This is a genomic window from Runella sp. (genome assembly GCF_965279615.1).
Lineage (GTDB): Bacteria > Bacteroidota > Bacteroidia > Cytophagales > Spirosomataceae > Runella.
In genome coordinates this window covers 5,436,202-5,460,793 of record NZ_OZ257252.1, presented here as the reverse complement: position 1 = coordinate 5,460,793, position 24,592 = coordinate 5,436,202, and the positions used below count along the sequence as shown (strand labels likewise).

Sequence of the window (24,592 nt, the reverse complement as noted above, 5' to 3'; positions counted from 1 at the left end):
AACCTTTTTTCGTTTTGTCACGACCCAACGTACTGGCAATCATTCAGGCACGGGGCGGCAGCAAAGGCCTTCCCCACAAAAACCTGCTCCCGTTGGCGGGGCATCCGCTCGTGGCTTACAGTGTAAAGGCCGCGCTTGATACACCATCCATTACCCGAACCATTATTTCAACGGACTCTGAAGAGATTGCTGCCGTAGCCGCTCACTACGGAGCGGAAGTTCCGTTTCTGCGTCCGGCCGAATTTGCCCAAGATCTAAGTATTGATATTGATGTCTTCGGTCATGCGCTGCAATGGCTGTTGGACAATGAAAATTATACCCCGGACTTAGTGGTACAATTACGGCCCACCTCTCCTATTCGCACAATACATCATATTGAAGATGCTATTCAGCGGATGTTGGCTACTCCCGAGGCTGACAGTTTGCGCATGATCACAAGCGCGCCTATTACGCCTTATAAAATGTGGTTGTACGACGAAGAAACAGCTTCTATGCGCCCGCTGTTGCAACATCCTACCTTGAAGGAGCCTTACAATGAAGCACGCCAAAAATTACCACCCGTGTATTGGCAGATCGGAACGCTTGATGTGATCAGGCCATCTGTTATTCTGGAAAAAAAATCAATGTCCGGTTACCCAATTTTGCCGTACGTTCTCCCTTTTGATTACGCCATTGATATTGATGATATGAACAGTTTCCTCAAAGCAGAGGAGGTAATGAAGCGTTTGGATTGCGTTAAATTTGAAACCAACTTCGTAAACGATTGAGCCTTTCTACCCAAATTTCGCTCTTAGTCATTGGTGCAGGCTCCATCGGTGAGCGACACATTGAAGTGCTGCAATCGCTTGGCTATCACACTATTCATGTGTATCGCCAACGAATGTTGCCTTTACGGAATGTTCAGAACGATAGCGTTCATTGCTTCACGGATTTTGCTGAGATGGATAGTATCAAGCCGTATGCAGCGATCATTTGTACACCTACTGCCCAACACCTTGCGCAAGCCCTTGACTGTGTAAAAAGAGGAATTCACGTCTTGGTCGAGAAACCGTTAGCGGCCAATACCGAAAGAATTGAAGAATTGAAAGTAGCGGCGGCTCAAACAAATAGCTTAGTCCAAGTAGCCTATATGTTGCGCTATCATCCTTTGATGCAGCAACTGAAATCCATTATTTCTAACAAACGTTTTGGTAATCTATTGTCATTCAGTACGTATTGGGGCGAGTATTTACCCAACTGGCATCCGTGGGAAGATTATCGCGCTTCGTATGCAGCAAAGCGCGAATTGGGCGGCGGCGTAGCATTAACGCTCAGCCATGATCTTGATATTGTCAATTGGCTGGTTGATGAATTGCCGCAACATTGGCAACGTTCGTTCAATTATCGTTCTGATTTGGAGGTAAACGTAGAATCCGGCGCATCTTTTTTGCTTGAGTACAGCAACGGAATTACCGGTGTTGTTCAACTGAATTTTTACCAAAAGATCCCTAAAAGAACCTACGATTTGGTTTTTGACGATGCATTTGTGACCTTCGACTATTTCCAAAATAAAATCACTATTCAAACTACCAATGGTGTTGAAATCATCGAAGAAAAGCATTTTGAACGCAATGAGATGTTTCGAGAGCAAACCCGTGATTTTTTAAAAAATACGACATTGGCTTTCGCTAACTCATTGACCGATCGTTATCTGCGTGAATCGGAAGCTATTTTAAAAATGTGTAATTAAACAATGCAAAAGTTAAAAGGGAAAACGATCTTATTCACAGGCGCTTTTGGGCTGATCGGCAAAGAGATCTGCACGCATTATATGAACGAAGGTGCGCGGGTAGCTTGGACCGATATTCGAATTGATCCGGAAACCGTAGCGTGGCTGCATACCCATTTTGCCGATACTGATTTTATCGTGCTTGAAATGGATATTACCGATGAGCAACAGGTAGCAGACGCGGTCACAAAAATCGTTGTGCATTTCGGAACGATCGATGTGTTGGTAAACAATGCGGCAATTGATGCAAAATTTGACAAAACGGGTCTTTCGCAGGTAAATCAAAGTCGCTTTGAAAATTACCCCATTGAACTGTTGCGGCGTTCGGTGGATGTAAATTTAACGGGTACAATCATTGTAACTCAGGCTGTTTGTCGTCAAATGTTGGAGCAGCGATACGGCAATATTATCAATGTAGCTTCGACCTATTCAGTTGTTGCGCCTAATCAGGATCTGTATGATTTTGGGCAGGGAACGCAAAATTACAAACCCATTGATTACATCGCGTCCAAATCATTTATTCCTAATTTTACACGATACATCGCCACTTTTTACGCCAAAAACAACATCCGGTGCAATGCGGTGGTACCGCACGGCATTTTCAATAATCACGACGAAGCATTCTTAACCAATTTTGCCAAACTGTCGCCGCTTCAACGAATGGCTAACCGTGAAGAACTGCGCGGGCCTTTCACGCTGTTGGCTTCGGATGAATCTACGTACATGACCGGTTCGGTGTTGATGGTAGACGGCGGCTGGACGGCTTGGTAATCAATAGACTATTTCATGACTGCTATTAAATTATTTCTGACGGATGTTGACGGCGTTTTAACCGACGGAAGTATGTATTATACCGAAAGCGGCGACGAAATCAAACGCTTTCATACCTACGACGGCATGGCGTTTGAATTGCTCCGCAATGCCGGCATCAAAACAGGCATCGTTACTTCCGAAAATACCCAAATTGTGGCGCGTCGAGCAGCCAAGGTCAAGGCCGATTATTTATTTCAGGGAAAACGCGATGGCGGGAAGTTGGCCGTTGCAGAGCAGATTTGCAAAGAAATGGGCATTACAATGGCCGAAGTTGCTTATATCGGCGATGATATTAATTGCCTTGATCTGTTAAAAGCAGTCGGTTTGCCCGCTTGTCCTGCCAATGCGCGAGCGGCGGTCAAAAATATTCCCAATATTATGCTGCTGGAAACCAAAGGCGGCGAGGGTGCCGTGCGGGAATTTGTGGAGCGAATTTTGGGTCAATGAGTTTATGAATGTGTAACATTACGCCTGTGTATTTACAGAAATCTTCTACTACGGGTTATTATTGGCTTCTTCTGTTGATCTCACTTTACGTGGGATGGTATTTTTATTACCTAAACCTGTATGCAGTCGATGTTCCTTATATTGATGACTACGACGCCATTTTAGAGTACCTGCTAACTTACGGGAAAGTCGACGGTTGGAGCAAGTTCAAATCATTGTTTTTGCCGCACAGTGAGCATATTCTCATCATGACAAGAATAGCAGGTTGGGTAAATTATGCACTGGCCGGGCACATCAGTTTTCGCCATCTTTTGTTGGTTGGCAACAGTTTATTGGTTCTACAATTGGGATTGCTCTATACGCTGTTTCGGCCTTCTTTGCGTTTTTCGCCCGTATATTTTTTTTTAGTGGCGTTGGTCTTTCTTAATCCACAGTATTCACCTACTTCTTTTTGGGCCATGGCACTGTGGTCCAATATTTGGGTTTTGATTCCTGTGACGCTTTGTACCTTTATTTTAACACGCCCAAAACAATGGCATTGGACTATCCCATTGGCCATTTTAGCCCAGTTCAGCAATGGGAATGGAATGATGATCTGGCCGGTAGGTGTATTTGTTTTATTTATGGATCAAAGACCGCTGAGGCACTATTTGACGTGGATCATTACGGGAATCATCAGTTGTTCAGGGTATTTTTACGTGATGAGTCAACATCCTGCTGCCGGTACTTTTGAGATCAGTAATCCGGTCATGGCTCCTTTGAATTTTTTGGCATTCATCGGGTCGTATGCCGCACTCGTTGGCGGAATCGGAGGGCAGATCATGGCAGTATTGACAGGCAGCCTCGTGGTTACCGTAAGTTTTTTAACGTTGAGGAATTATAGAAAAAGCAACGATCGTACAGCGTTGATCTTGTTATCCTTAATGCTTTTCATCTGTCTGACTGCACTTTCAGTAGCGCTGTTCCGGGCCGAGAAGGGCATGAATATCATCATTGGAGGGCGTTATCGGCATTATTCGTCTTTAGCCGTAGCCATTAGTCTTCTGATGGGTTTTCGATTTATTACTTTCCGCGTGAGCCGTTGGATCTCTTTCGTTCCGTGGACGATCGCAGTAGTGGTTACCGCATTAAGTTATTTCAGAGATATTGGCTTACGACTCACCACCGAATGGATGACCGTAGCGGATTATTATAATTTTTTGCACAACCAACTGGATGTTTATACAGTAGACGGAACACCGCGCTTTGGAAAAACAGCCTTAAAAGCCCATCAAACAGGATTGTATAATGTACCTTTGCGGTATGACTTGAAAGAGCAGCTCAAAATCGCAGCCCTTCTGAAGTTTAAACCAATGCATCAACTTGAACGCAATGAAGAAACGAAAGTGGATAAAACTGTATGTGGCAATTATTGGCTCCTGAAAGAACCTCAATTCCAATTTCCACCTTCTTCCAAAGAAGCTTTTTACGCAGTACTAAGCCAAGGTTCGCGTCATTATGTATTTCCAACTTCTTCGACTCGAAACAATTGGCTTGCTATGCTGAAAGAGCGGCGTTATTTTAAAAAAGGGCTGGAAGCGGAAGTATTCGATTGTCATATTTCGATGCTCAATGCCCGGATCGAATGGCTGCAAACGGGCCATAAGCCTACATTATACCTTACAAATTCCATTATTACTGTCAATCCATAAACCCATCTCCCCGCTTTGTCGCTTGATTACCGAAACATAGGTGTTCTGTTTAGCCTAAACACGCTTAATATCTTTCTGAACGTAGTTGTTTCGACGCTGACGGTGTACATCTTTGGTACATCTCCGAAAGTCGAAGCGTTTTTTGCGGCGTCTTTGTTAGGAACTGCGGTATCGCGTTTTGTCAATACGGGGCAATTGATCGAGATCGTTGTCTCTCGCTATCACCGGACCAAACAGGAGGCCGGCAAGAACGCTGCCATGTCGATCATTGCCACCCTTTGTAATTATATGACGGGGATCGCATTGTTGCTGACCTTGGGGTTTATTGCAGGTGGTACGGGAATTATCAACTTATTAGTGCCCGGTTTTAAGGAAGAAACCAAATGGGGAATTTGGCAAATCTATTGCATTACAGGATTTTTAATGCCTGTTCAGATCGCCACTAATTTGTTTCAGGGCTTGCTCAATGCCGAAAATATATACGGAAAAGTAGAATTTACGAATACGGTCTCACTCCTTACAAATGTATTGATCTTGGCCGTCTGGGGGAATTCAGAAAATGTAACGAGCCTAATAGTGGGATTGGTTATCAGTGTTTTAGCGCAGTTTTTTACGGTTATTTATTATTTACGACAAATAGGTTATCGGCATTCATGGCTACTGCGGAATCCTTATTTCCCACTGCGAGATCTGGCGAAGACGCTATCGGCCACTTCTACCTATATGGTAAGTGTCCAACTTTATATCTTTCTCTTTAATGCTGCCTTATCACTCCTGCCACCCGGCAGTTTTGCCATTTACCGTTATGCCGAAATAATTTACGGGAAAGTCGCCAGTGTATTTATGATACCCGTCAGTACGGTTTTTTTCAATGAGATCAATCGCCTACTCAATCAAAACAACGGACAATCCATCAAAGCCTTTGTTTCTAAAAATCTGAACTTCTCCTTTTTTATCGGGTTCATGATTCTACTTCCCTTTTGGGCGGGCGGGAAATACCTGCTTTGGACGTTATGGGGAGGCGCTAAGTTCAACGCCCAAGACGTAACAGCCGTTTATGAATTGCTGTGCATCTTTTTCCTTTCCATGATCTGGTCAGGACCTTATATGATCTATCGTAAACTGGCCGTCAGTGTCGTGCGCCCTGAGTTATTGTACTATTATTGGAGTGCTTTACACGTTTTTTCGGCTTTGATCGGCTATGCAACTATTCGTATGTTAGGCTTTAACGGAGTGATGGTTCAGGTATTCCTGCATAGTTTTCTCATGTGCCTTGTTCCCATTCTAACTGTATGGTACCGGAAAAGAGTTTATTTCGGTTTTTATGAACTGAAAGAAATAATTAAAATCACATTGGCATTATTGGCAGGGGCAGGTGCCGTATGGGGTTTCAACAATTATTGGGGAGAAGTATTTGATTACGATAAAATAAAGAGTTTTTTTGTGGGATTCTTATCTATTTCCATTGCGGGCATTGTATTTATAGCGAGTACTCTTTTACTTAAAGTCCACGATATTAACCTTATCAGTAACAAGATTTTGAACCGCATGAAATGAGCCAAGCTGATTTACAAGCGCTAAAAATCAAAGACTTAACGTTTGCCTTTAAATTAAAAAATCAAGCATAATCTAATTTTATTGAATGCCCGCTACAGCTACCAGCATTGAGTTTACCGAATTGTCACGCATTATCGTTGACGCAGAAAAACCCCTCGCATTTGATTCTCCTGATCATTTAGTGCCTTGGGGAACTGCCAACAACAACAGCAGAAACTACCGGTTCAATGAAAAAATATATCAGATCTATTATAGTTACGCTAAGCCATTAAGGATATTAGACATTGGATGCGCCGGTGGGGGGTTCGTAAAAGATTGTCTGGATGATGGCTGTTTTGCAATAGGTTTAGAAGGAAGTGATTACTCTAAAAAGTTTAAACGTGCAGAGTGGGCCACCAGTCCGAGCAATCTTTTTACGTGCGATGTGACCGAAAACTACACTGTTTCCATCGAAACCAATGGCAAAAAAGAACCGGTAGTGTTTGAATTAGTGACCTCATGGGAATTGATGGAGCACATTGCTGAAGACAAAATAGAAGCCGTAGCCAAATACATTAAAAAGCATTTGGCCGAGCATGGGCTTTGGATCATGAGTATTGCTACGGTAGATGATATAGTCAATGGCGTAAATTTACACCAGACGGTAAAGCCAAAAGAATGGTGGATCAACCGCTTTGAGGAGTCAGGTCTTTACCATCTTCCTGCCTTTATTGACTTTTTCAATACACAGTTTGTACGCGGAGGCACCAAATACAGCGGACCCGCGAGCCACAGCTTTCATTTGGTTTTATCGGCTGATACTGCTAAAGCGCCTGCTGTTCCTCCAACAGGCATCAGAGATAAACTATTTGACGCATGGCTGGGAAGTAATTTTCAAAAAACACTTAAAAGATGGGTAATGGGAGCCTCTCGCAAATATTCTTAAATTTATTACATTGCCCTAAGACACTGAGCTATGGAATGCCACCTTTGTAAACATACAGAATTTGACGACCTCATGGCTTACAGGGCCGTTGCAAATGATACTATTTTTCGTGATAGCCGCCTTGTAAAATGCAAACGTTGTGGGTTAAATCAAATTAATCGAACTTTTACAAACGATGCTCTGACCGACTATTATAAAAATCAGTACGATAGAGAGCATATTTATCGGGTATCGCCTGAAAATTTTCCCAATGACAATCTTTTTTCAGTGTCGCGAGGACGGGCTTTGGCTAAATTATACAAAAGTTTACAGCTCCCGGCCCCTCAAACAGTATGTGACTTGGGCTGTGGCTACGGGCATCTGTTATATGGGTTTAGTCAACACTTTCCGAAGGCGCACTTTACCGGAGTGGAGTACGATACACATACCGAGGCGATTTTAAAACCACTAAATTTTGATTTTAAATTGGGAGGCATTGACGATATCAGTGAGTTGAACGGAAAAATAGATGTCCTGATCACCTCACATGTCTTTGAGCACGTCGTAAATCCGCATCAATTTGTATCACAATGTAAAGATTTGCTCACTCCAAGGGGTGTTTTTGTGTGGGAAATGCCCAATTCTGACGTTTTTAATCTCCAATGTGAACGCAGGCATTCGCCTCATATTTGCCTTTGGGACATTCAAACGCTGCGAAAAGTACTTGAAGAAAATGGCTTAACTATTCTTTTTTTAGAAACTGCCGGCAAAAAGTATCATTGGATAGACAGTCTGGAAAAAGGACCTGTAAAGACCGCAGGATTATTAATTCGAAATATGTTTGACGAAAAAACAGAGACGATTTCATTGTCAGACAAAGACGATATTGGATTTAAACTGGACGTATATGGCAACAACCGGCGCAATCTCAGAGTAATAGCCGGTAAAAAGGGATAATAAATTTGAGTATAAAGGTGAGCAGTTTGATTAGTTTTTAATACACAGATTTGGGCAGCCACGATTATTCAGTAAATTTGCCACGTTTTTGGAAAATCCTCGTTGACCATAAGACTTCTTTCGACCTAACTGCACTATGTTCCCACTAGCTACCCCGTCAATTCCCGACGTTGTTCAATCCATTCCCTTACAAAACTACGTTCTGTTAGCAACGACGTTGTTTATCATCGGCATTGTTGGGGTATTGACCCGACGCAATGCCCTTATTATTTTTATGAGTATTGAGTTGATGCTCAATGCTGTCAACCTGTTATTGATTGCTTTTTCTACCTACAAATCTGATCCTACCGGTCAGGTTTTTGTATTTTTTATCATGGCAGTAGCGGCGGCTGAAGTGGCCGTTGGGCTGGCTATCATCGTAATGATCTATCGTAACACACGTACTATTGATATTGGATTTTTGAACAAGTTGAAGTGGTAATTTTCAAATTTGGAGATAGATAAAACGTTATTTTCAAATTTTTAAATTCTCAAATTGAGCAATTTATGAACTCCTCCTTACTTATTTTTATACCTCTTTTACCTCTCATTGGATTTATTATCAATGGGATCGGATTTCGGCATGTTCCTAAAAGCCTTGCGGGTGTTATCGGTTCGGCAGCAGCGCTTGGAGCCTTTGCCATTTCTATTTTAGCGTGGACCGGATTTGACGGCCAACCGCAGGTGGTAAAACTGTTTGACTGGATCTCTATTGGGCAATTGACCATCCCTTTTGCTTTCCAGATAGATCAGCTTTCATTGCTGATGCTTATGGTTGTCACCGGGGTAGGATCGTTGATCCATATTTATTCTGTTGGCTACATGCATCATGACGAAGGTTTTGGGAAATTTTTTGCTTTCCTAAACCTCTTTTTGTTCTTTATGTTGCTGCTTGTGATGGGCTCCAACTACGTGATCATGTTCATCGGTTGGGAAGGTGTAGGTCTTTGCTCCTACTTATTGATCGGTTTCTGGAACAAAGTCACTAATTATAACAACGCTGCCCGCAAAGCCTTTATCATGAACCGCATCGGGGATTTAGGCTTTTTGTTGGGTATTTTCATGATCATCCAAACCTTTGGTTCGGTCGAATACCTCGACGTTTTTGCCAAAGCCGCCAATGGCAGTTTCAGTATCAATGACACCGTTATTGTGACCATTACGGCGTTGCTTTTTGTAGGGGCAATGGGAAAATCAGCCCAGATACCTCTTTATACTTGGCTACCGGATGCCATGGCAGGCCCGACACCTGTATCTGCGCTGATCCACGCTGCAACGATGGTAACGGCGGGAATTTACATGGTGATCCGTTCCAACGTGTTGTATTCGCTTGCTCCGGCTACACTCGGTGTAGTGGGCGGCATCGGCTTGCTCACCGCCGTCGTTGCGGCTTCCATTGGTTTATACCAAAACGATATTAAAAAAGTATTGGCTTACTCAACGGTAAGCCAATTGGGATATATGTTCCTGGCGCTGGGGGTGGGAGCTTATACGTCAGCGATGTTTCATGTCATGACACACGCATTTTTTAAAGCGTTGTTGTTCTTAGGTGCAGGAAGCGTGATTCACGCCATGTCAGACGAGCAGGACATTCGCAACATGGGTGGTTTGCGTAAATATTTGCCGGTTACCTATTGGACCTTCCTGATCGCAACCTTGGCGATCTCGGGAATTTTCCCACTTTCAGGGTTCTTCTCTAAAGACGAAATTTTGGCGCACGTATTCGAGCACAATAAGATCATGTGGGGTATTGGTCTGTTTACTTCAATGATGACAGCCTTTTACATGTTCCGTTTGTTATTCGTAACATTCTTCGGAGAATTTAGAGGTACACACGACCAAAAACATCACTTGCATGAATCTCCCGCTACAATGACCATTCCGTTGATCGTTCTGGCGGTCTTATCGGCCGTTGGTGGGCTAATGAATATTCCTCATGTATTGGGCGGCGGTGAATCATTGGCGCACTTTATGGCTCCGTTGTTTGAGTTATCAAAACAAGCCAATCCTGATTTGTTTGAAGGACATTTGGAACACTCAACCGAATATATCCTGATGGGTGTATCCGTAGGAGCGGCCGTTCTGTCTATCCTGTTTGCTTACAATTTGTTCATGAGCAAAAAAGTGGTTCCTGCTGCCGATAAAGACGTAACGGGCTTTCCCAAAGTATTGCAAAACAAGTACTACGTAGACGAGCTCTACGACGCTGTGTTTGTTAATCCAATGCGCAAACTTTCTGATGCGTTGTATAGCTTTGGTGAATTCCTGATTGATTTGGTGGTAAACGGAACAGGACGTTTGGTACAGTTCCTTTCAGGACGCCTGCGTTTATTGCAAACGGGTGAAACCGGCTTTTACGTGTTTGCGATGGTCCTTGGTATACTTGTGATTTTGGCTTGGAATCTTTTATTGAAGTAGAAGTAAAACGATACAGATAGATGCTTACACTTTCCCTTATACTCATTCCGTTGATTGCGGGTGTAGTTTCATTAAGTACAAAAAACAACAGCGCCAAACAACTTGCTCTGGCGGGAGCCGTCGTTGAGCTGGTATTGGCAATCGTTATTTTTACCCAATTTCAGTCAAATGCCAGCCAGCAGTTTGGTTTTAGTTATCCTTGGATAAAATCGGCGGGAATTATGTTTGCGGGTGCGATAGACGGTATCAGTCTGTTGTTGGTAATGCTTACGGCGTTTTTGACACCCCTTATTATTCTTTCCACATTTCGTCAGCCTTACAAAAATGCGTCTGCTTTTTACGCCTTGATCTTATTCATGCAATCAGCGCTGATGGGCGTTTTTACCGCTACCGATGCCTTTTTGTTTTACCTGTTCTTTGAAGCCGCTTTAATACCCATTTACTTTTTGGCGGCCGTTTGGGGTGGTGAAAATCGGATCAAGGTCACGTTCAAATTTTTCGTTTATACCATTTTCGGAAGTTTGTTCATGTTGGTTGCGTTGGTGTATTTGTATTACCAAACCACCGGCAGCCAAGGTCACACTTCTGAAATCTCCGCTTTTTATAAATTAGCATTGGATGCTCAAAAACAAGGTTGGATATTCTGGGCATTTTTCATTGCCTTTGCGATCAAAATGCCGGTGTTTCCTTTCCATACCTGGCAGCCTGATACCTATACAGAATCTCCAACGCCCGCTACTATGCTACTAGCGGGAATCATGCTTAAAATGGGGGTTTATGGCGTTATTCGTTTCATTTTACCCATCGTACCTTTAGGTTTGCAAACGTGGGGAACCACCGCCATTGTTTTATCGGTCATTGGCATTGTATATGGCTCTATCATTGCCATTCAGCAACGCGACATGAAACGCCTCATTGCCTATTCGTCATTTGCGCACGTAGGGTTGATGTCAGCAGGGGTATTTTCGCAAACATTAAGTGGTGTACAAGGCGCTTTGATCCAAATGCTTGCACATGGTATCAACGTAGTGGGTTTGTTCTTTATCGTAGAAATAATCTTTTCCAGAACCAAAACCCGCAATCTTGATCAGCTCGGCGGCATTACCCAACGCACGCCCAACCTGACCGTTTATTTCATGATCCTGATGTTGGGTAGCGTAGCTTTACCGTTAACGAATGGATTTGTGGGCGAATTTTTATTGCTGAGAGGCGTATATGAATCAAATATATGGCTGGGCGCAGTAGCAGGAACAACTATTATTTTAGGAGCGGTCTATATGCTTCGCCTGTTTCAAAAATCGATGTTTGGTACTAAATCATCCTTTACTGAGCACTTCGCTGATTTGTCATCCAGTGAGCGCGCTGTGTTGATTCCGTTGGTGGTAATGGTTTTTTGGATGGGTCTATATCCTAACTCTTTCCTGAAATTGACCGAGCCGGCCGTCAGCAACCTTTTACAAATGATTCATTACTGAGCTGAAAGGAGGTCATAATTATGACGCTTGTTCGCTCAACTAATATCGGTAATTTATAATTGCCACATTACATTCTAAAATTGAAACATTACTAAAATGCTTCCAATCGTACTTCTTTCTATACTGGGCCTTGTGGTTTTGTTTTTGGGTTTCCAAAAATCAAAAAACATTTTGCTTCCTGCCACACTTTTAGTACTGGCAATTGTATTAGTGGCCAATTTTCTCCATTGGAACGATGCGCCTTCTCTGTATTTTAAAAATATGCTGTTCGAAAACAAGATGACTATGGCGTTTTCGGGCATTGTCATTTTATCCGCGTTTTTGATCGTAGCACTTACGCGCGGTTTTGTGGACGACGAGTCGGCGCAACCTGCCGAATATTATACATTGATGTTGTTTTCATTGGTTGGCGCAATAATGATGATCGGTTTTGAAAACCTCATCATGCTGTTTGTAGGTGTTGAAATTCTGTCTGTTTCAATGTATGTCTTAACAGGAAGCGACAAAAAGAACCTCCGCTCCAACGAAGCAGCACTCAAGTATTTTTTAATGGGGGCTTTTGCAACGGGAATTATGTTATTTGGAATGGCCTTGCTTTATGGCGCAACAGGTTCATTCAGTCTTACGGCGTTGAAATCCTACGTTCAGTTCAACAACACGCCTTCTTCCATGCTTTATATCGGGCTGTTAATGTTATTGATCGGAATGCTTTTTAAAGTATCTGCGGCACCTTTCCATTTCTGGACTCCTGACGTATACGATGGCGCGCCTACGATTTTTACAACCTTCATGTCAACGATTGTAAAAACGGCCGGATTTGCCGCTATCTATCGTTTACTTTCGGGTTCCTTTGCAGGAATTTACAGTTTTTGGTGGATCACACTTGCCGCCATTACGATTTTGACCCTGATAGCAGGAAATATTACGGCAGTGTATCAGCAAAGCTTCAAGCGCATGATGGCTTATTCAAGCATTTCTCACGCAGGTTACTTGCTTTTAAGTCTGACGGCACTTACCAATCAATCGCAAAGCGCCATTGTGTTTTATTCATTGGCTTATTCAGTGGCAACCATCAGCGCCTTTGGTGTATTAATGATCGTAGCGCGGGAAACAGGCGTTCGCTCCAATGAAAACGCCGAGAACTTTGAGGCTTTCAACGGATTAGGGAAGAAAAACCCATTATTGGGTTTTGTATTGACCGTATCCATGTTGTCACTGGCAGGGATACCGCTCACTGCGGGTTTCTGGGGTAAGTTTTTTGTATTCTCTAATGCCGCTGATCGCGGTCTGACGTGGATGTTGGTCATTGCCATTTTGATGTCGACCGTCGGGATATATTATTACTTTAAAGTCATCATTGCTACCTATATGCGTGAAGGAGAATTGGGGACCATTAAAATTGCCCCTTTCTACCGTTTGGTCTTAATTGCCACTACTATCATTACGCTTGTCTTCGGTTTAATGCCTGATTTCTTAAAAGGATTGGTATAAATTTTAAGTTTTTAGCTAACCACTTTAAACAAGAGTTGTAGAAAAAAGAGGTATTTGAATGCATTTATTGTACTTTTTTTATAAAAACTTTTTCTTTTAAGGATTTTTTAATTTTTTTTTAAGAAAAGTATTGTAATTATTAAAAAAGAATTTACCTTTGTCAAGGAAACCTTAAAACATCACAAAATAATGAAAAAGGCATTTGCATTCTTGTTCGTAGCTGGTATGGTAACTCTAGCAGCTTGTGGCGGTAAAACTGAAGAAGCTGCTACTACTGATACTACTGCTGTAGCTGTTGATACTGCTATGACTATCGATACTGCTGCTGTTGACACAGCTGCTGTTGATACTGCTGCTGCGAAATAATTCGCCCCAACGAGTACAACAAATGAAAGCCACGCGAACCTTCGCGTGGCTTTTGTCGTTTTCAGATCAAGATGAAAACTATTGCTGAAAAAATAAGACTCTTTCGCCTTGAGCGTGGCCTTTCGCAGGAAAACATGGCCGATTCATTAGGCATTTCCACTACTTCATACGGTGACATCGAACGAGGAAAAACGGATCTGTCGCTCTCTCGATTCTATCAGATTGCGGAAGCACTGAATGTGACCATTGCTGTTTTGATGGGTGAAGAAACCCGGATACACCAAGAATTACAGCGCCTTGAAGTAGAAAAGTTGCGGATTGAAAACGAGAAGCTACGGATTGAAAATCAATACCTGCGCGAAAAATTAGCGGGAAGAATGATCATTGACCTAATTCAGGAAAGTGCTTCTTCAGTTCCGGAACGGCAACGAATAGGATTTTAACTAAATAAAATAGGAATGCTCTACCCCGACGCTTGTTCACGTCGGGGTATTTTTTTAGGTTTAAGGCTCAAAACAAAATAACCTATGATGAATCTCGCCGACATACAAGGAAGAAATCGTGTGATAATAGAGCGCGTATCGCCCGAATTGGACGGAGGACGCTTTTATATTAAATCTGTTCCTCAGGAAATTATTCAGGTAGAAGCCGATATTTTCTGCGACGGACACGACAAAACCGCCTCTCATTTGCTTTATAAGCATCATTCGGAAAAACAATGGAGTGAAGTCCCCATGCGATTTATTAATAATGATCGTTGGGGTGGCCAATTTATGGTGGAAAAGGAAGGTTTCTATAGCTATACCATTGAAGCTTGGGTTGATCATTTAGCTTCTTGGGAGCACGAAATAACCCTTAAAATACGCGATGCCCAACACGTCAACAGTGAGCTTTTGGCAGGTGCAACCTTACTCGAGAAAATTGTAAAACAAGCGTCAAAAGACGATAAAAAAGCCATTCAAGAGGCTATAAAGCTTTTTCGTAACGAAAAACGATACGATGAGGCCGTGCTATTGGCTATCAGTGAAACTTTTACCGGCTGGATTGCCAAGTACCCTATTCGCGAGCATACCACACGTTACCGGGAGCTCCAACTATGGGTTGATCGCCCCAGAGCCGGTTTTTCGAGTTGGTATTCGATGTTTCCGCGTTCAGCGGCCAAAGAACACGGCAAACACGGCACATTTCATGATGTGATCGACCTCCTGCCCCGCATTCAACGCATGGGATTTGATGTGCTGTACTTACCTCCCATCCATCCGATCGGTACACAATTCAGAAAAGGCAAAAATAACAATGTACTTTGTCAACCGGGCGAACCCGGAGTGCCTTATGGAATCGGTTCAGAACTGGGCGGCCACGATGCCATTCATCCCGAATTAGGCACTTTGGATGACTTTAAAGCGTTAATTGCGGCTTGCAAAGCGCATGAAATGGAAATTGCGATGGATCTGGCCATTCAATGTTCGCCTGACCACCCCTGGGCTAAAAACCATCCGGAATGGTTTAAGATCCGCCCTGACGGCACGATCCAATATGCCGAAAATCCGCCAAAAAAATACCAAGACATTTATCCGATCAATTTCGAAACAGAGGCGTGGCAGAGCTTGTGGGAAGAACTTCGGCGCATCATTTTTGTCTGGGCAGAATGGGGCGTTAGAATCATTCGGGTAGACAATCCGCATACCAAAGCGTTTGCTTTTTGGGAATGGGTCATTGCGGAAACCAAACAGAAGTACCCCGATATGTTGTTTTTGGCGGAAGCGTTTACACGCCCAAAAGTGATGCAACAACTGGCAAAGGGAGGCTATACGCAATCATATACGTATTATTCATGGCGCAACTCCAAATATGAACTCACGGAATACATGAATGACTTGACCCAAACCGAAATGAAGTATTATTTCCGTCCCAATTTTTGGCCCAATACCCACGATATTAATCCGCCTTTATTGCAAAGCGGCCACGAGCCTAACTACCTGCTTCGGTTCTTTATGGCTGCGACGCTCTCCTCTAACTATGGAATTTTCGGCCCCACGTTTGAATACATGGTGCATGAGACATTCCCGGGAAAAGAAGAATATTGGAATTCCGAAAAATATGAGATCAAACACTGGGATTGGCAACATACCAATAAGCTCACACAGGTGATCACACAGGTAAACCGCGCACGAAAAGAGAACACGGCGTTGCAACACACCAATAACATTACCTTCTGTGACATTAACAACGACCAACTGTTAGGGTATTTGAAAACGCACCCGAACGGCAACCGTATTCTGTGTATCGTTAACTTAGATGGGTACAACACACAAACAGGTTGGGTAAAAATACCGCTACAAAAAATCGGAAAAGCAGGATGGGAAGATTTTATTGTACATGACCTTATCACCGGGTCCAAATACGTCTGGAAAGGTGAATACAACTATATTGCCATTGACCCTTATTTTCTGCCCTTTCATTTGTTTCGGATTGAGGATCTTTAGAATTAATCTCAAACTCTCCTTCATTTTACTGTTTTAGGAGAGTTTGAGTAAAGAAAAGCGGCTAAGCACTTTTAATTGTTATAACAAAAAACGTAGTTTTGCAAAAAACTAATACCAGCCTAGAAAATTGACGCTTATCAAAGACATATTAGAGCGCTTTGATATGACTGTTGGGAGCGGTCTCGTCTTCACTGACCGCCTTGAAGATGCTGCTAATAACAGCGAACTCCTTGCATTACATCAAGCCTCACAATTTGAAGCCAAAGCCGTTTATTTCCGTCGGTTTGAAGAAAGAGGTATGTCTATGCCTCAAATCTATATTTATGATGAGGACTTTTCGGATGAGCAATTAACCGATATTCATCGTAAACTTTGGAGCAGTGGCGTTGTGCCTCTGTTCTATGTTATCACAAGAAGTCAAATTAAGATTTTCTCCTGTGTTAAAAGTTCTGAAAAAAAACGGAAAAGGGATGAACTGCCTCTAGTTGAGCGAATTTCGTTATTATCAGATACCATCGAACAATACTACTACGAAAAGTATTCCGCTCGATTGTTCGATAACGGAACATTTTGGGAAAAAGATGAATCGCTCTTAGATTACAAACAAGGGCCTTACCAGAAATTGCTTGAAGGACTTCTAAATGCTAAGAAATATTTAGAAAAAAAGAAACAAATTACTCAGCTTACCAACAACAAAACTATTAGTAAGTTGCTGATAATGTGCGTTTTGGTAAAGTACTTAGAAGAAAAACAAGATTATAACGGTACAAAGTTGCTTGAGATATACCGAGACTTTTACGGTCAGTTTCAAGATGCTGAGGAGTTTACGGATATTCTAAGAAAAGGGCTTTGCGTTCCGTTTTTTGAGAAACTGTCAAGTAAGTTCAACGGAAAAGTATTTGAGTTAACCAATGATGAAAAGATAGAGTTAAAAAATGCAAACTTAGAATATGTAGCCGCCATATTCGATGCAAAAATTGACGGCAATCAATATGTGCTATGGGAGCTTTACTCCTTCAATCATCTTCCCATTGAGCTAATTAGCGGAATTTATGAAGCGTTTTTAAGCAAAGAAGGAGTTAAGCCGAAAGATGTAGTATATACACCACCCTACTTGGTTAATTTTTTGATTGATGAATGCATGCCGCTTGAAAAAGCGGAAGAGTTATTTCGAGACCACAGTTTCAAAGTGCTTGACCCTTCTTGTGGTTCAGGAATTTTTCTGGTAAGTGCGCTAAAACGAATGATTCAGTGGGCCGCCATAGTGCATTATAAAAAAACGGGACAGATTATTTATCCTGATGCAGAAGTTGTCAAAGCAATCATTCGGAATAATATTTTTGGTGTTGATACTGAGCAGGAAGCTACATTAATTACTGTTTTTAGTCTCTGTATTGCTTTGTGCGATAAACTTTCCCCAATGGAAATTTGGGATAATTTACGTTTTGATAATCTTAGTGAGACCAATATTCTTGAAGACAATTTTTTTAATTTTTTCAACAAAACGTCAAAGCAGTCTTTTGATTTAGTCATTGGTAATCCTCCTTTTAACCCAAGAACAGGAAGTAACAAACAGTACGCTCAATTTTTAGCAGAAGAATATACTATTCAGCCGATTTATCCAATTCATGACTCTAACTTAGCCATTATTTTTTGGGATAAAGCTATTATGCTATGCAAACCCGGTCGGAACTGCTGCCTCATTTTACCTTCCGGTGCCTGGCTTTATAACAACAATTCTTACGAATACCGGAATGCTTTTTTGAAAGCCTACCAACTGCGCACTGTTATTGATTTTACTAATTTAAGTGAAGTACTGTTTCATGGCTCGGCTAATGTAGCCGTTTGTGCGGCTATCGCATCCAATAACTTACCTACTCTTAAAAACTCTATTCTTCATGCAGTTATAAAAAGGACGTTGGTAGCTGAACAGCGACAATTTTTTGAGATTGACCACTACGATTTTCATAATGTATCCTATTCCGCTGCCACTCAAAACCCACACGTTTGGAAAGCAAATCTCTTAGGTGGCGGGCGAATATCGCGGTTACTAAATAGACTTCAGAACTTACGTTCTTTAGGTGAATACTTAGAAGAGAAAAGAGAACAAGAAGGCTGGGAATTTGGAGAAGGATATATAATAGCTAATCAAAATGGCTCAACTGAAACTATTAAATCTAATGGAAGAAAGTTAAAAAGAGCCGAATGGATAACAGAAAAACCAACCATTATTACAAGTTCGTTTAACGAAACAAATAAGTTAAAAATAAAAATCGAAGAAGCTACTCTTTTTGAAGAACCTCGTTTTTCAAAAAAAACTATCTTTTTGCCTCCGCATCTGTTAATAAAAGAAAATTTAGGACAAGAGCAAATCCCTATGCTTTTTTCAGATGAATATCTCTGTTTTAAACACGAAATTATTGGTATTCATGCTCCCGTACAAGACAGAGAAAATTTATTGAATATTTATAATATATTAAAGTCAAATAGTAAAACAAATCGTTTTTTTTTAATAAGCACAAGCGGAAGGTCAGGCATCACAAGGTCTAATTTTACATTGTTAAAAAGTGATATTTTTAATTTGCCTTACCCAGGGGATACTACTGATTTAGAGCTTAGTAATAGTGAAAAAATAGTGCGTGATGATGTTTTAAATTACTTTATTAAATCGGGCCAAAGCAGTAAATTGTCCCTTTTAAATGAAGAGGTTTCGGATTCTGCGTTGGAAGAATTTGGGGCTATTTTTTGCAACACTTTGAACCCAATTTATCAAAAAGGAGATAATAAATGGTTTACGACCAAGTATGCAGAAGTTGGTGGAATGGTCATTTCTAAGTTTTATTTTGGCAAGTATTCTCCTTTATTTCCTTATGAAAAAGATACATGGGACAATGATGCGATTGAGAAATTAGAACGAATGATATATGACAAAAAACGACGCCATGTTCGTATGAATCGGGTATTAAAAGCCTACTTACATGAAGATGGCTACGACGTTTTGATACTGATAAAACCAAATAAACTTCGTTATTGGCTTAAATCTGTAGCGTTACGAGATGCCGATGAAACATTCTCTGATCTTAAACGTGCCGGATTTTAAGCCTATATGATAGAAAATATTCCATATTCAGGTGAAATTCCTTACCAAAATGTTACTCGTAATTCTTCCACGGAAGGTTATGTAGAGAAATTGATATTTTTCTTGGAACAATATCTCCCCTTGTTTCCAAAACAGAAACAAATTCAAAAAGATGAAAGTGAAGAAGATATAAGTGAAAAACTGTACAATTATTTACAGCGCCAACGTAGGTTTAATTTAGAGCAGATAGAATACCCATTCGAGTTTCAAATTGAAAAAAGCCAGAGAAAAGCAAAAAAAGGTAATAAAAGGCGAGTGGATTTTGGTGTGAAATTAAATACTGTTGACAATGATATGGAGTTGATTTATTGTATTGAGGCTAAAAAATTACCCACAGGACAAAAGGAGCGAGAAAAGGAATATGTGTTGGGTAATTATGGGGGTATTCAAAGGTTTAAAAACAATGCTCATGGAATAGATGACAATGGAAAATCGCTTGCAAGGAACGGAATAGTTGGTTATGTATTTGAGGAAACGTTTGATTTTTGGCACAGACAGATTAACAGTTGGATTACAGACGATGGGGGATGGGGCGATGAAGAAAATTTGCGAATAATCTATTTTGCCGAAATGGCTAAATTAGAATCTAAACATATACGGGAAAACCAAGACTACCTGTTTCTAACCCATTTCTGGGTAAAATAACATAAAAGGGTTGGTGATGAGCCACCCCTTTTTGTTATAGCCCTTCAACCGGCTATCAGGATTTCTTATCATTTTTCATCTGAATAAGGTAAGAAAGAAGTAACCCTGCTCCGCCGAAAATCATAATAAGCGCTAACGGAATACCATCACTGTCGTTGTTAAGTAAAGGCTCTATGATTATTCCTATTAATAAACCCAATCCCGCCCCTATCAACAGTAACCCAAATCTGAGTGTATTATCGGGGCTGATGCGGCCGCGCTTTAATGATTGACTATCAAAAGGGTTGAGCCCTTTTTCAATCATGCCCATACGCTCTACATATTGAAAATAACGGAGAAAAATAATCATTATTGATCCGGCAATGACAGAGATAAGAGGAATTATGAGTGGATTCATGGTAGTTGATTTTTAGTTTTTACGATATGTTTTGAACATAGGATGAAAAAGCATTGCGGAAGGTTACGGTGTGATGATAAAAATTTTTACACGAAAAAATCCGAACTTAGCCGTAACCTATTTTGATTCTTTCGCATCCAATACACCGTGAATGATAATCTAAAAGATATACAGATCATTGAGCGAATCCTGAATGGCGACAAGTCTGCCTATCGCGACTTGGTGCACCGTCATAAGGATTTTGCTTTTACGGTGGCGTATCGCATTCTCAATCACCGCGAAGAGGCTGAGGAGGCCGCTCAGGACGCTTTTTTGCAGGCGTTTGGAGCATTGAAAGAATTTAATCAAACGGCAAAATTTACAACTTGGTTTTATCGGATCGTTTTTAACGCCGCGTTAGGTGCCAAGCGCCGACAAAAACCGACAGAATCAATCACCGAAATACACACATTACCGTACGCGGTCATGGATGCCCCGCAAAACCTGCATAAGAAAGAGCGTGTCAAAAATATCCAACGGGCACTGACGCAACTTTCGCCGGATGATGTGACAATGATCACGTTATTTTATTTACAGGAACAATCATTGGAAGAAATTGCGGAAATTACGGAAATTTCGGTGGAGACCATCAAGGTAAAATTGCACCGGGCGCGCAAGCGTCTGGCAGAAACCTTACGAAAGCAATTGGGAGAAGAAGTCAAAAATTTGTATTAGAAAGATATGCAACGACTTAGTGACGACGAACTGTTTGATGTACTCGATGGCGCAGCTAATGAAGAAGTGGTGCAACGTCATCATTATTGGTTGAAGGCGGATGCTTCTTACCATGAGTACTTTACTGAACTGTCACAAATGCACAACGATTTAGGAGCATTATCCATAGAAGTTCCATCAATGGCCTTTGAAAACAAAGTGATGCACCAATGGGAATTGGCACAGGCCCGTTCACTGCGCCCGGCGCTTACAAAATGGATGCCTTTCCTATTCGTTGCCATCGTGTCGATCATATCGGCCGCATGTATGCTGATCACGGGAGCAAACCAATCTCCGGCGCCCGAAACCGGGCTATTAAAACAACTAAATGTCAATGTGCCCATTATCCAACAGGTACTCCTTCTATTGAATGCTATTTTGTTCCTGCTGGTCGTAGAGCGAATGCTTCGAAAACGGTTAAAACAGCATTACTGATCGGTTTCGGTGAATTTTCAGACCTGTTATTGGCAACGATCACCAACCAAAAATCTCTACGCCGGCATAAAGAACCAACATGATTCCGATGCTTGTAAGCGTATACATGACCGTATTGAAGGAAGTGCCCTGCATATATAAAACGTATTGGATCAGAAATCCCAAGCCCAATAAGGCAATGCCAACTGCCCCAACGATCAGGCCTCGGCGGCGGCGCTTGGCATAATAGTTTTCTTTTTCAGCTATTGAATTAAACTGTTTCATGGTAGAAGGTTTAGTAAAATCAAATTAAAACTTTCCATTATGCAAAAAAATGATTTTAGTCAAACAGGGTTAGGCTATGCTAACGTATTGGGAATACTGCTTTCAACGAGTTGAAGAATAGGGCGCAATTCCTCCGTCCTTTCTGCCAGCCACAGCATTTTCATATCCGCTTTTTGGGTAATGTGCGAGAGTTCAGCCCATTTAATTTGAAGATTTTGGCCTCGAAGTGTCGATTTCGGTTCGATAGAAATACCAATTCCGGCCTCTACCAATCGAAGTACAGAAGCAGAATACGCCGATTCGTGAATTATTTTGGGAATAAAGCCTCCATAATCGCGGCAAATTTGATGGACTGTTTCTACATAACCCATTCCCAACCAAAGCGGGGGAATGATAAAATCTTCATCTTTCAAAAGCGATAAATCGGTAAAATTTTCAGGATCAACCGTGTGGTTTTGTGGTAAAATAAGGACAAAATTTTCCTGATATACCGAACGTTGCTCAATGCCCGACGGCGGCAAAATATTGGGAGCAAAGCCAAGATCAAGACGGCGATTCAGGATATCTTCAATCAAAAACAAATTGGCTGTTTCGGTCAAAACTGTGTGAAGATCAGGCATTTGTTGCCGAAACCTGAGCAATAGTTGCGGTAAAATTGACTGCATGGCCGAACTCGCGTGTCCGATTCGCACTTCCCCTGCCTCGCCACGGTGAATTTGGGCTGTTTTGCGGCAGGCTTCTTCCCACTGAAAAACAATTCTTTCTACCTCTTTCTGAAAAAACAGTCCTGCTGCCGTTGGCCGTACATTGCGCTTATCTCGGTCAAACAACATTGCTCCGATGGTCTCCTCCAGTTGTTGTATTTGCCTACTCAATGCGGGTTGAGCGATAAACACCTCTTCCGACGTTTTGCGATAGTTCAGGTTCTTAGTAAGTCGCAGGTAGTTTTTAAGGGTACGAATATCCATAACTGATAACTTATTAGCATTAATCAGTAAAAATTAAGTATTTTTCAGTATCAAATATACTCATTTGTTTTGTACTTAAAACCATACTATTTAGAGTCCCCATGAATCTCACCCAAGCCTATTCGCCGGAGCATTTTCGTCAGGAAGCACATCAATTAGTGGATGTGTTGGCTGATTATCTGTCCAATGCCCAACATCAAACCTTGAAATCAGTTATTCCATATCGTTTGCCGGAGGATAATCTTGATTTTTGGCAGGCTGATTTCGAGCAGGGAACAGGCGATCCGCTTACGTTTTTTGAGAATGTGATTCAACAATCCACTCATCTGCACCATCCGCGCTACATGGGGCATCAAGTATCACCGCCGCTGCCTATTGCCGCACTGGCGGGGCTTTTGACGGGGATGCTCAATAATGGAATGGCGGTCTATGAAATGGGCTTGGTCTCTAATCCGCTTGAGCGAGTTTTGAGTGATTTATTGGCAAAAAAAATAGGATTCTCCCCCCAATCTTCGGGCTTTTTAACTTCCGGAGGAACGTTGGCCAACTTAACTGCCTTACTGGCCGCTCGTGCCGCCAAAGCGCCCACAGATGTGTGGGAAGAAGGCCACAGTAAGCGGTTGGCGGTGATGGTTTCCGAAGAAGCCCATTACTGCATCGACCGTGCGGCGCGAATCATGGGAATGGGCAGCGAAGGTATTATTAAGATCCCGACCAACAACCGTTTTCAAATGCGTACTGAGCTTTTGGAAGAATATTACCAACAAGCACAAAACAACGGTTTAACGGTCATTGCAGTCATCGGAAGTGCCTGCTCTACGTCTACAGGCTCGTATGATGACTTGAAGGCCATCGGCGATTTCTGCACGCAACATAATTTGTGGTTTCACGTCGACGGAGCGCACGGCGGCGCGGTAGTTTTTTCCGAAAAATACAAAGCATTGGTAACGGGAATTGACCGCGCCGATTCGGTAGTCATTGACTGGCACAAAATGCTTATGACGCCCGCTTTAGCAACGGCCTTGATTTTCCGCAATGGGGACGATGCATTTAAAACTTTTCATCAAAAAGCCCAGTATTTGTGGGCCAATCAAGGTTCGCAGGAATGGTTCAATTCCGGCAAACGCACCTTTGAGTGCACAAAACTCATGATGAGCGTCAAGATATATTCCATTTTGAAAACCTATGGCGAGGAGATTTTTGCTGAAAATGTAGACACGCTTCACGATCTGGCAAAGGATTTTGTGGGGATCCTGCGGGAAAATTCGCGTTTTGAATTGGCTATTGTTCCGGAAAGTAATATCGTATGTTTTCGTTTTATAGATAACGGGCAAAACCCCGAAACGTATAATTCGCTGAATGCTGCCATTCGGCAACAATTATTGGAAGAAGGGAAGTTTTACATTGTCCAAACCACCTTACGCGAAAAGCTGTATTTGCGCGTATCGTTGATGAATCCTCTCACGCAAAAGGATGATCTAAGAGCGCTTTTGGCTGAAATTGAGAAAATTGCGGCAACCATTGGGTAGTTTTAGTGAGAGAGAAAGCTTTTTGGATTAACTCATTCAAAATCAACCGT

General features: G+C 41.9%; 23 protein-coding genes. 20 read left to right on the top strand and 3 right to left on the bottom strand.

Translation table 11 applies throughout. The features are described from left to right. The first annotated feature begins 14 nt into the window (after window positions 1–14). From ACQY73_RS23020 to ACQY73_RS22940, 17 genes are all read left to right on the top strand, one after another. Window positions 15–767 (top strand): cytidylyltransferase domain-containing protein, encoded by a 753-nt coding sequence (locus tag ACQY73_RS23020; RefSeq protein ID WP_428655429.1) that lies wholly within the window; start codon window positions 15–17, stop codon window positions 765–767. After that, on the top strand, window positions 764–1,729 hold the full coding sequence (locus tag ACQY73_RS23015) for a Gfo/Idh/MocA family protein (protein ID WP_428655427.1): 966 nt from the start codon (window positions 764–766) through the stop codon (window positions 1,727–1,729). The genes ACQY73_RS23020 and ACQY73_RS23015 overlap by 4 nt, the downstream gene beginning before the upstream one ends. 3 nt (window positions 1,730–1,732) lie before the next feature. Then, the gene (locus ACQY73_RS23010; RefSeq protein WP_428655425.1) at window positions 1,733–2,539 is read left to right on the top strand and encodes an SDR family oxidoreductase; all 807 of its coding nucleotides are present in this window, start codon (window positions 1,733–1,735) and stop codon (window positions 2,537–2,539) included. A gap of 15 nt (window positions 2,540–2,554) precedes the next feature. Continuing rightward, on the top strand, window positions 2,555–3,028 hold the full coding sequence (locus tag ACQY73_RS23005; RefSeq protein ID WP_428655423.1) for a KdsC family phosphatase: 474 nt from the start codon (window positions 2,555–2,557) through the stop codon (window positions 3,026–3,028). Between the two features lie 8 nt (window positions 3,029–3,036). Next, window positions 3,037–4,719, top strand: coding sequence for a hypothetical protein (locus tag ACQY73_RS23000; protein WP_428655421.1), 1,683 nt, complete (start codon window positions 3,037–3,039; stop codon window positions 4,717–4,719). A 15-nt stretch (window positions 4,720–4,734) separates the two neighbouring features. Further along, on the top strand, window positions 4,735–6,276 hold the full coding sequence (gene murJ, locus ACQY73_RS22995; protein WP_428655419.1) for a murein biosynthesis integral membrane protein MurJ: 1,542 nt from the start codon (window positions 4,735–4,737) through the stop codon (window positions 6,274–6,276). Window positions 6,277–6,361: 85 nt separating this feature from the next. Next, window positions 6,362–7,201 carry a class I SAM-dependent methyltransferase gene (locus tag ACQY73_RS22990; RefSeq protein WP_428655417.1) on the top strand — a complete coding sequence of 280 codons (840 nt, stop codon included), beginning with the start codon at window positions 6,362–6,364 and terminating at the stop codon, window positions 7,199–7,201. A gap of 72 nt (window positions 7,202–7,273) precedes the next feature. After that, window positions 7,274–8,137 carry a class I SAM-dependent methyltransferase gene (locus ACQY73_RS22985; protein WP_428655415.1) on the top strand — a complete coding sequence of 288 codons (864 nt, stop codon included), beginning with the start codon at window positions 7,274–7,276 and terminating at the stop codon, window positions 8,135–8,137. A 136-nt stretch (window positions 8,138–8,273) separates the two neighbouring features. Continuing rightward, entirely contained in the window at window positions 8,274–8,618 is a 345-nt protein-coding gene (nuoK, locus tag ACQY73_RS22980; protein WP_428655413.1) for an NADH-quinone oxidoreductase subunit NuoK, read from the top strand. A gap of 65 nt (window positions 8,619–8,683) precedes the next feature. Continuing rightward, the gene (gene nuoL, locus ACQY73_RS22975; RefSeq protein WP_428655411.1) at window positions 8,684–10,594 is read left to right on the top strand and encodes an NADH-quinone oxidoreductase subunit L; all 1,911 of its coding nucleotides are present in this window, start codon (window positions 8,684–8,686) and stop codon (window positions 10,592–10,594) included. Window positions 10,595–10,614: 20 nt separating this feature from the next. Beyond that, the gene (locus ACQY73_RS22970) at window positions 10,615–12,069 is read left to right on the top strand and encodes a complex I subunit 4 family protein (RefSeq protein WP_428655409.1); all 1,455 of its coding nucleotides are present in this window, start codon (window positions 10,615–10,617) and stop codon (window positions 12,067–12,069) included. A 96-nt stretch (window positions 12,070–12,165) separates the two neighbouring features. Further along, a complete protein-coding gene (locus ACQY73_RS22965) occupies window positions 12,166–13,560 on the top strand; it encodes an NADH-quinone oxidoreductase subunit N (protein WP_428655406.1) in 1,395 nt (464 codons plus the stop codon). Between the two features lie 189 nt (window positions 13,561–13,749). Continuing rightward, window positions 13,750–13,926, top strand: a complete 177-nt coding sequence (locus tag ACQY73_RS22960; RefSeq protein WP_428655404.1) for a hypothetical protein — start codon at window positions 13,750–13,752, stop codon at window positions 13,924–13,926. Window positions 13,927–13,997: 71 nt separating this feature from the next. Then, complete coding sequence (locus ACQY73_RS22955; RefSeq protein ID WP_428655402.1) at window positions 13,998–14,369, top strand: helix-turn-helix domain-containing protein; 372 nt, start codon at window positions 13,998–14,000, stop codon at window positions 14,367–14,369. An 84-nt stretch (window positions 14,370–14,453) separates the two neighbouring features. After that, window positions 14,454–16,412, top strand: coding sequence for an alpha-1,4-glucan--maltose-1-phosphate maltosyltransferase (locus ACQY73_RS22950; protein WP_428655400.1), 1,959 nt, complete (start codon window positions 14,454–14,456; stop codon window positions 16,410–16,412). A gap of 127 nt (window positions 16,413–16,539) precedes the next feature. Further along, window positions 16,540–19,512 carry an Eco57I restriction-modification methylase domain-containing protein gene (locus tag ACQY73_RS22945; RefSeq protein ID WP_428655398.1) on the top strand — a complete coding sequence of 991 codons (2,973 nt, stop codon included), beginning with the start codon at window positions 16,540–16,542 and terminating at the stop codon, window positions 19,510–19,512. A 6-nt stretch (window positions 19,513–19,518) separates the two neighbouring features. Beyond that, on the top strand, window positions 19,519–20,196 hold the full coding sequence (locus ACQY73_RS22940; protein WP_428655396.1) for a hypothetical protein: 678 nt from the start codon (window positions 19,519–19,521) through the stop codon (window positions 20,194–20,196). A 55-nt stretch (window positions 20,197–20,251) separates the two neighbouring features. Here the strand turns inward: ACQY73_RS22940 and ACQY73_RS22935 are convergent, their stop codons facing one another. Then, window positions 20,252–20,593, bottom strand: coding sequence for a DUF6249 domain-containing protein (locus ACQY73_RS22935; RefSeq protein WP_428655394.1), 342 nt, complete (start codon window positions 20,591–20,593; stop codon window positions 20,252–20,254). Between the two features lie 147 nt (window positions 20,594–20,740). Between ACQY73_RS22935 and ACQY73_RS22930 the strand changes: the two genes are divergently transcribed. Both ACQY73_RS22930 and ACQY73_RS22925 read left to right on the top strand, forming a co-directional pair. Further along, window positions 20,741–21,307: an RNA polymerase sigma factor gene (locus ACQY73_RS22930; protein WP_428655392.1), complete on the top strand. Its 567-nt coding sequence runs from the start codon at window positions 20,741–20,743 to the stop codon at window positions 21,305–21,307. Between the two features lie 6 nt (window positions 21,308–21,313). Beyond that, on the top strand, window positions 21,314–21,781 hold the full coding sequence (locus tag ACQY73_RS22925; protein ID WP_428655390.1) for a hypothetical protein: 468 nt from the start codon (window positions 21,314–21,316) through the stop codon (window positions 21,779–21,781). Between the two features lie 39 nt (window positions 21,782–21,820). On the opposite strand, the gene ACQY73_RS22920 is transcribed toward ACQY73_RS22925, so the two are convergent. Next, window positions 21,821–22,045: a hypothetical protein gene (locus ACQY73_RS22920; RefSeq protein ID WP_428655388.1), complete on the bottom strand. Its 225-nt coding sequence runs from the start codon at window positions 22,043–22,045 to the stop codon at window positions 21,821–21,823. A 74-nt stretch (window positions 22,046–22,119) separates the two neighbouring features. Beyond that, window positions 22,120–23,013, bottom strand: coding sequence for a LysR family transcriptional regulator (locus ACQY73_RS22915; protein ID WP_428655385.1), 894 nt, complete (start codon window positions 23,011–23,013; stop codon window positions 22,120–22,122). A gap of 101 nt (window positions 23,014–23,114) precedes the next feature. On the opposite strand from ACQY73_RS22915, the gene ACQY73_RS22910 reads away from it, so the two are divergent. Then, window positions 23,115–24,542 carry a pyridoxal phosphate-dependent decarboxylase family protein gene (locus ACQY73_RS22910; protein ID WP_428655383.1) on the top strand — a complete coding sequence of 476 codons (1,428 nt, stop codon included), beginning with the start codon at window positions 23,115–23,117 and terminating at the stop codon, window positions 24,540–24,542. Window positions 24,543–24,592: the final 50 nt, after the last annotated feature.

Coding starts and splice junctions, on each gene's coding strand:
- ACQY73_RS22955 (WP_428655402.1), top strand. CDS start 13,998: ATGAAAACTATTGCTGAAAAAATAAGACTCTTTCGCCTTGAGCGTGGC.
- ACQY73_RS23000 (WP_428655421.1), top strand. CDS start 3,037: ATGTGTAACATTACGCCTGTGTATTTACAGAAATCTTCTACTACGGGT.
- nuoK (WP_428655413.1), top strand. CDS start 8,274: ATGTTCCCACTAGCTACCCCGTCAATTCCCGACGTTGTTCAATCCATT.
- ACQY73_RS22910 (WP_428655383.1), top strand. CDS start 23,115: ATGAATCTCACCCAAGCCTATTCGCCGGAGCATTTTCGTCAGGAAGCA.
- ACQY73_RS23010 (WP_428655425.1), top strand. CDS start 1,733: ATGCAAAAGTTAAAAGGGAAAACGATCTTATTCACAGGCGCTTTTGGG.
- ACQY73_RS23005 (WP_428655423.1), top strand. CDS start 2,555: ATGACTGCTATTAAATTATTTCTGACGGATGTTGACGGCGTTTTAACC.
- ACQY73_RS22940 (WP_428655396.1), top strand. CDS start 19,519: ATGATAGAAAATATTCCATATTCAGGTGAAATTCCTTACCAAAATGTT.
- ACQY73_RS22960 (WP_428655404.1), top strand. CDS start 13,750: ATGAAAAAGGCATTTGCATTCTTGTTCGTAGCTGGTATGGTAACTCTA.
- ACQY73_RS22925 (WP_428655390.1), top strand. CDS start 21,314: ATGCAACGACTTAGTGACGACGAACTGTTTGATGTACTCGATGGCGCA.
- ACQY73_RS22990 (WP_428655417.1), top strand. CDS start 6,362: ATGCCCGCTACAGCTACCAGCATTGAGTTTACCGAATTGTCACGCATT.
- ACQY73_RS22920 (WP_428655388.1), bottom strand. CDS start 22,045: ATGAAACAGTTTAATTCAATAGCTGAAAAAGAAAACTATTATGCCAAG.
- ACQY73_RS22970 (WP_428655409.1), top strand. CDS start 10,615: ATGCTTACACTTTCCCTTATACTCATTCCGTTGATTGCGGGTGTAGTT.
- ACQY73_RS22915 (WP_428655385.1), bottom strand. CDS start 23,013: ATGGATATTCGTACCCTTAAAAACTACCTGCGACTTACTAAGAACCTG.
- nuoL (WP_428655411.1), top strand. CDS start 8,684: ATGAACTCCTCCTTACTTATTTTTATACCTCTTTTACCTCTCATTGGA.
- ACQY73_RS22950 (WP_428655400.1), top strand. CDS start 14,454: ATGATGAATCTCGCCGACATACAAGGAAGAAATCGTGTGATAATAGAG.
- ACQY73_RS22965 (WP_428655406.1), top strand. CDS start 12,166: ATGCTTCCAATCGTACTTCTTTCTATACTGGGCCTTGTGGTTTTGTTT.
- ACQY73_RS22935 (WP_428655394.1), bottom strand. CDS start 20,593: ATGAATCCACTCATAATTCCTCTTATCTCTGTCATTGCCGGATCAATA.
- ACQY73_RS22985 (WP_428655415.1), top strand. CDS start 7,274: ATGGCTTACAGGGCCGTTGCAAATGATACTATTTTTCGTGATAGCCGC.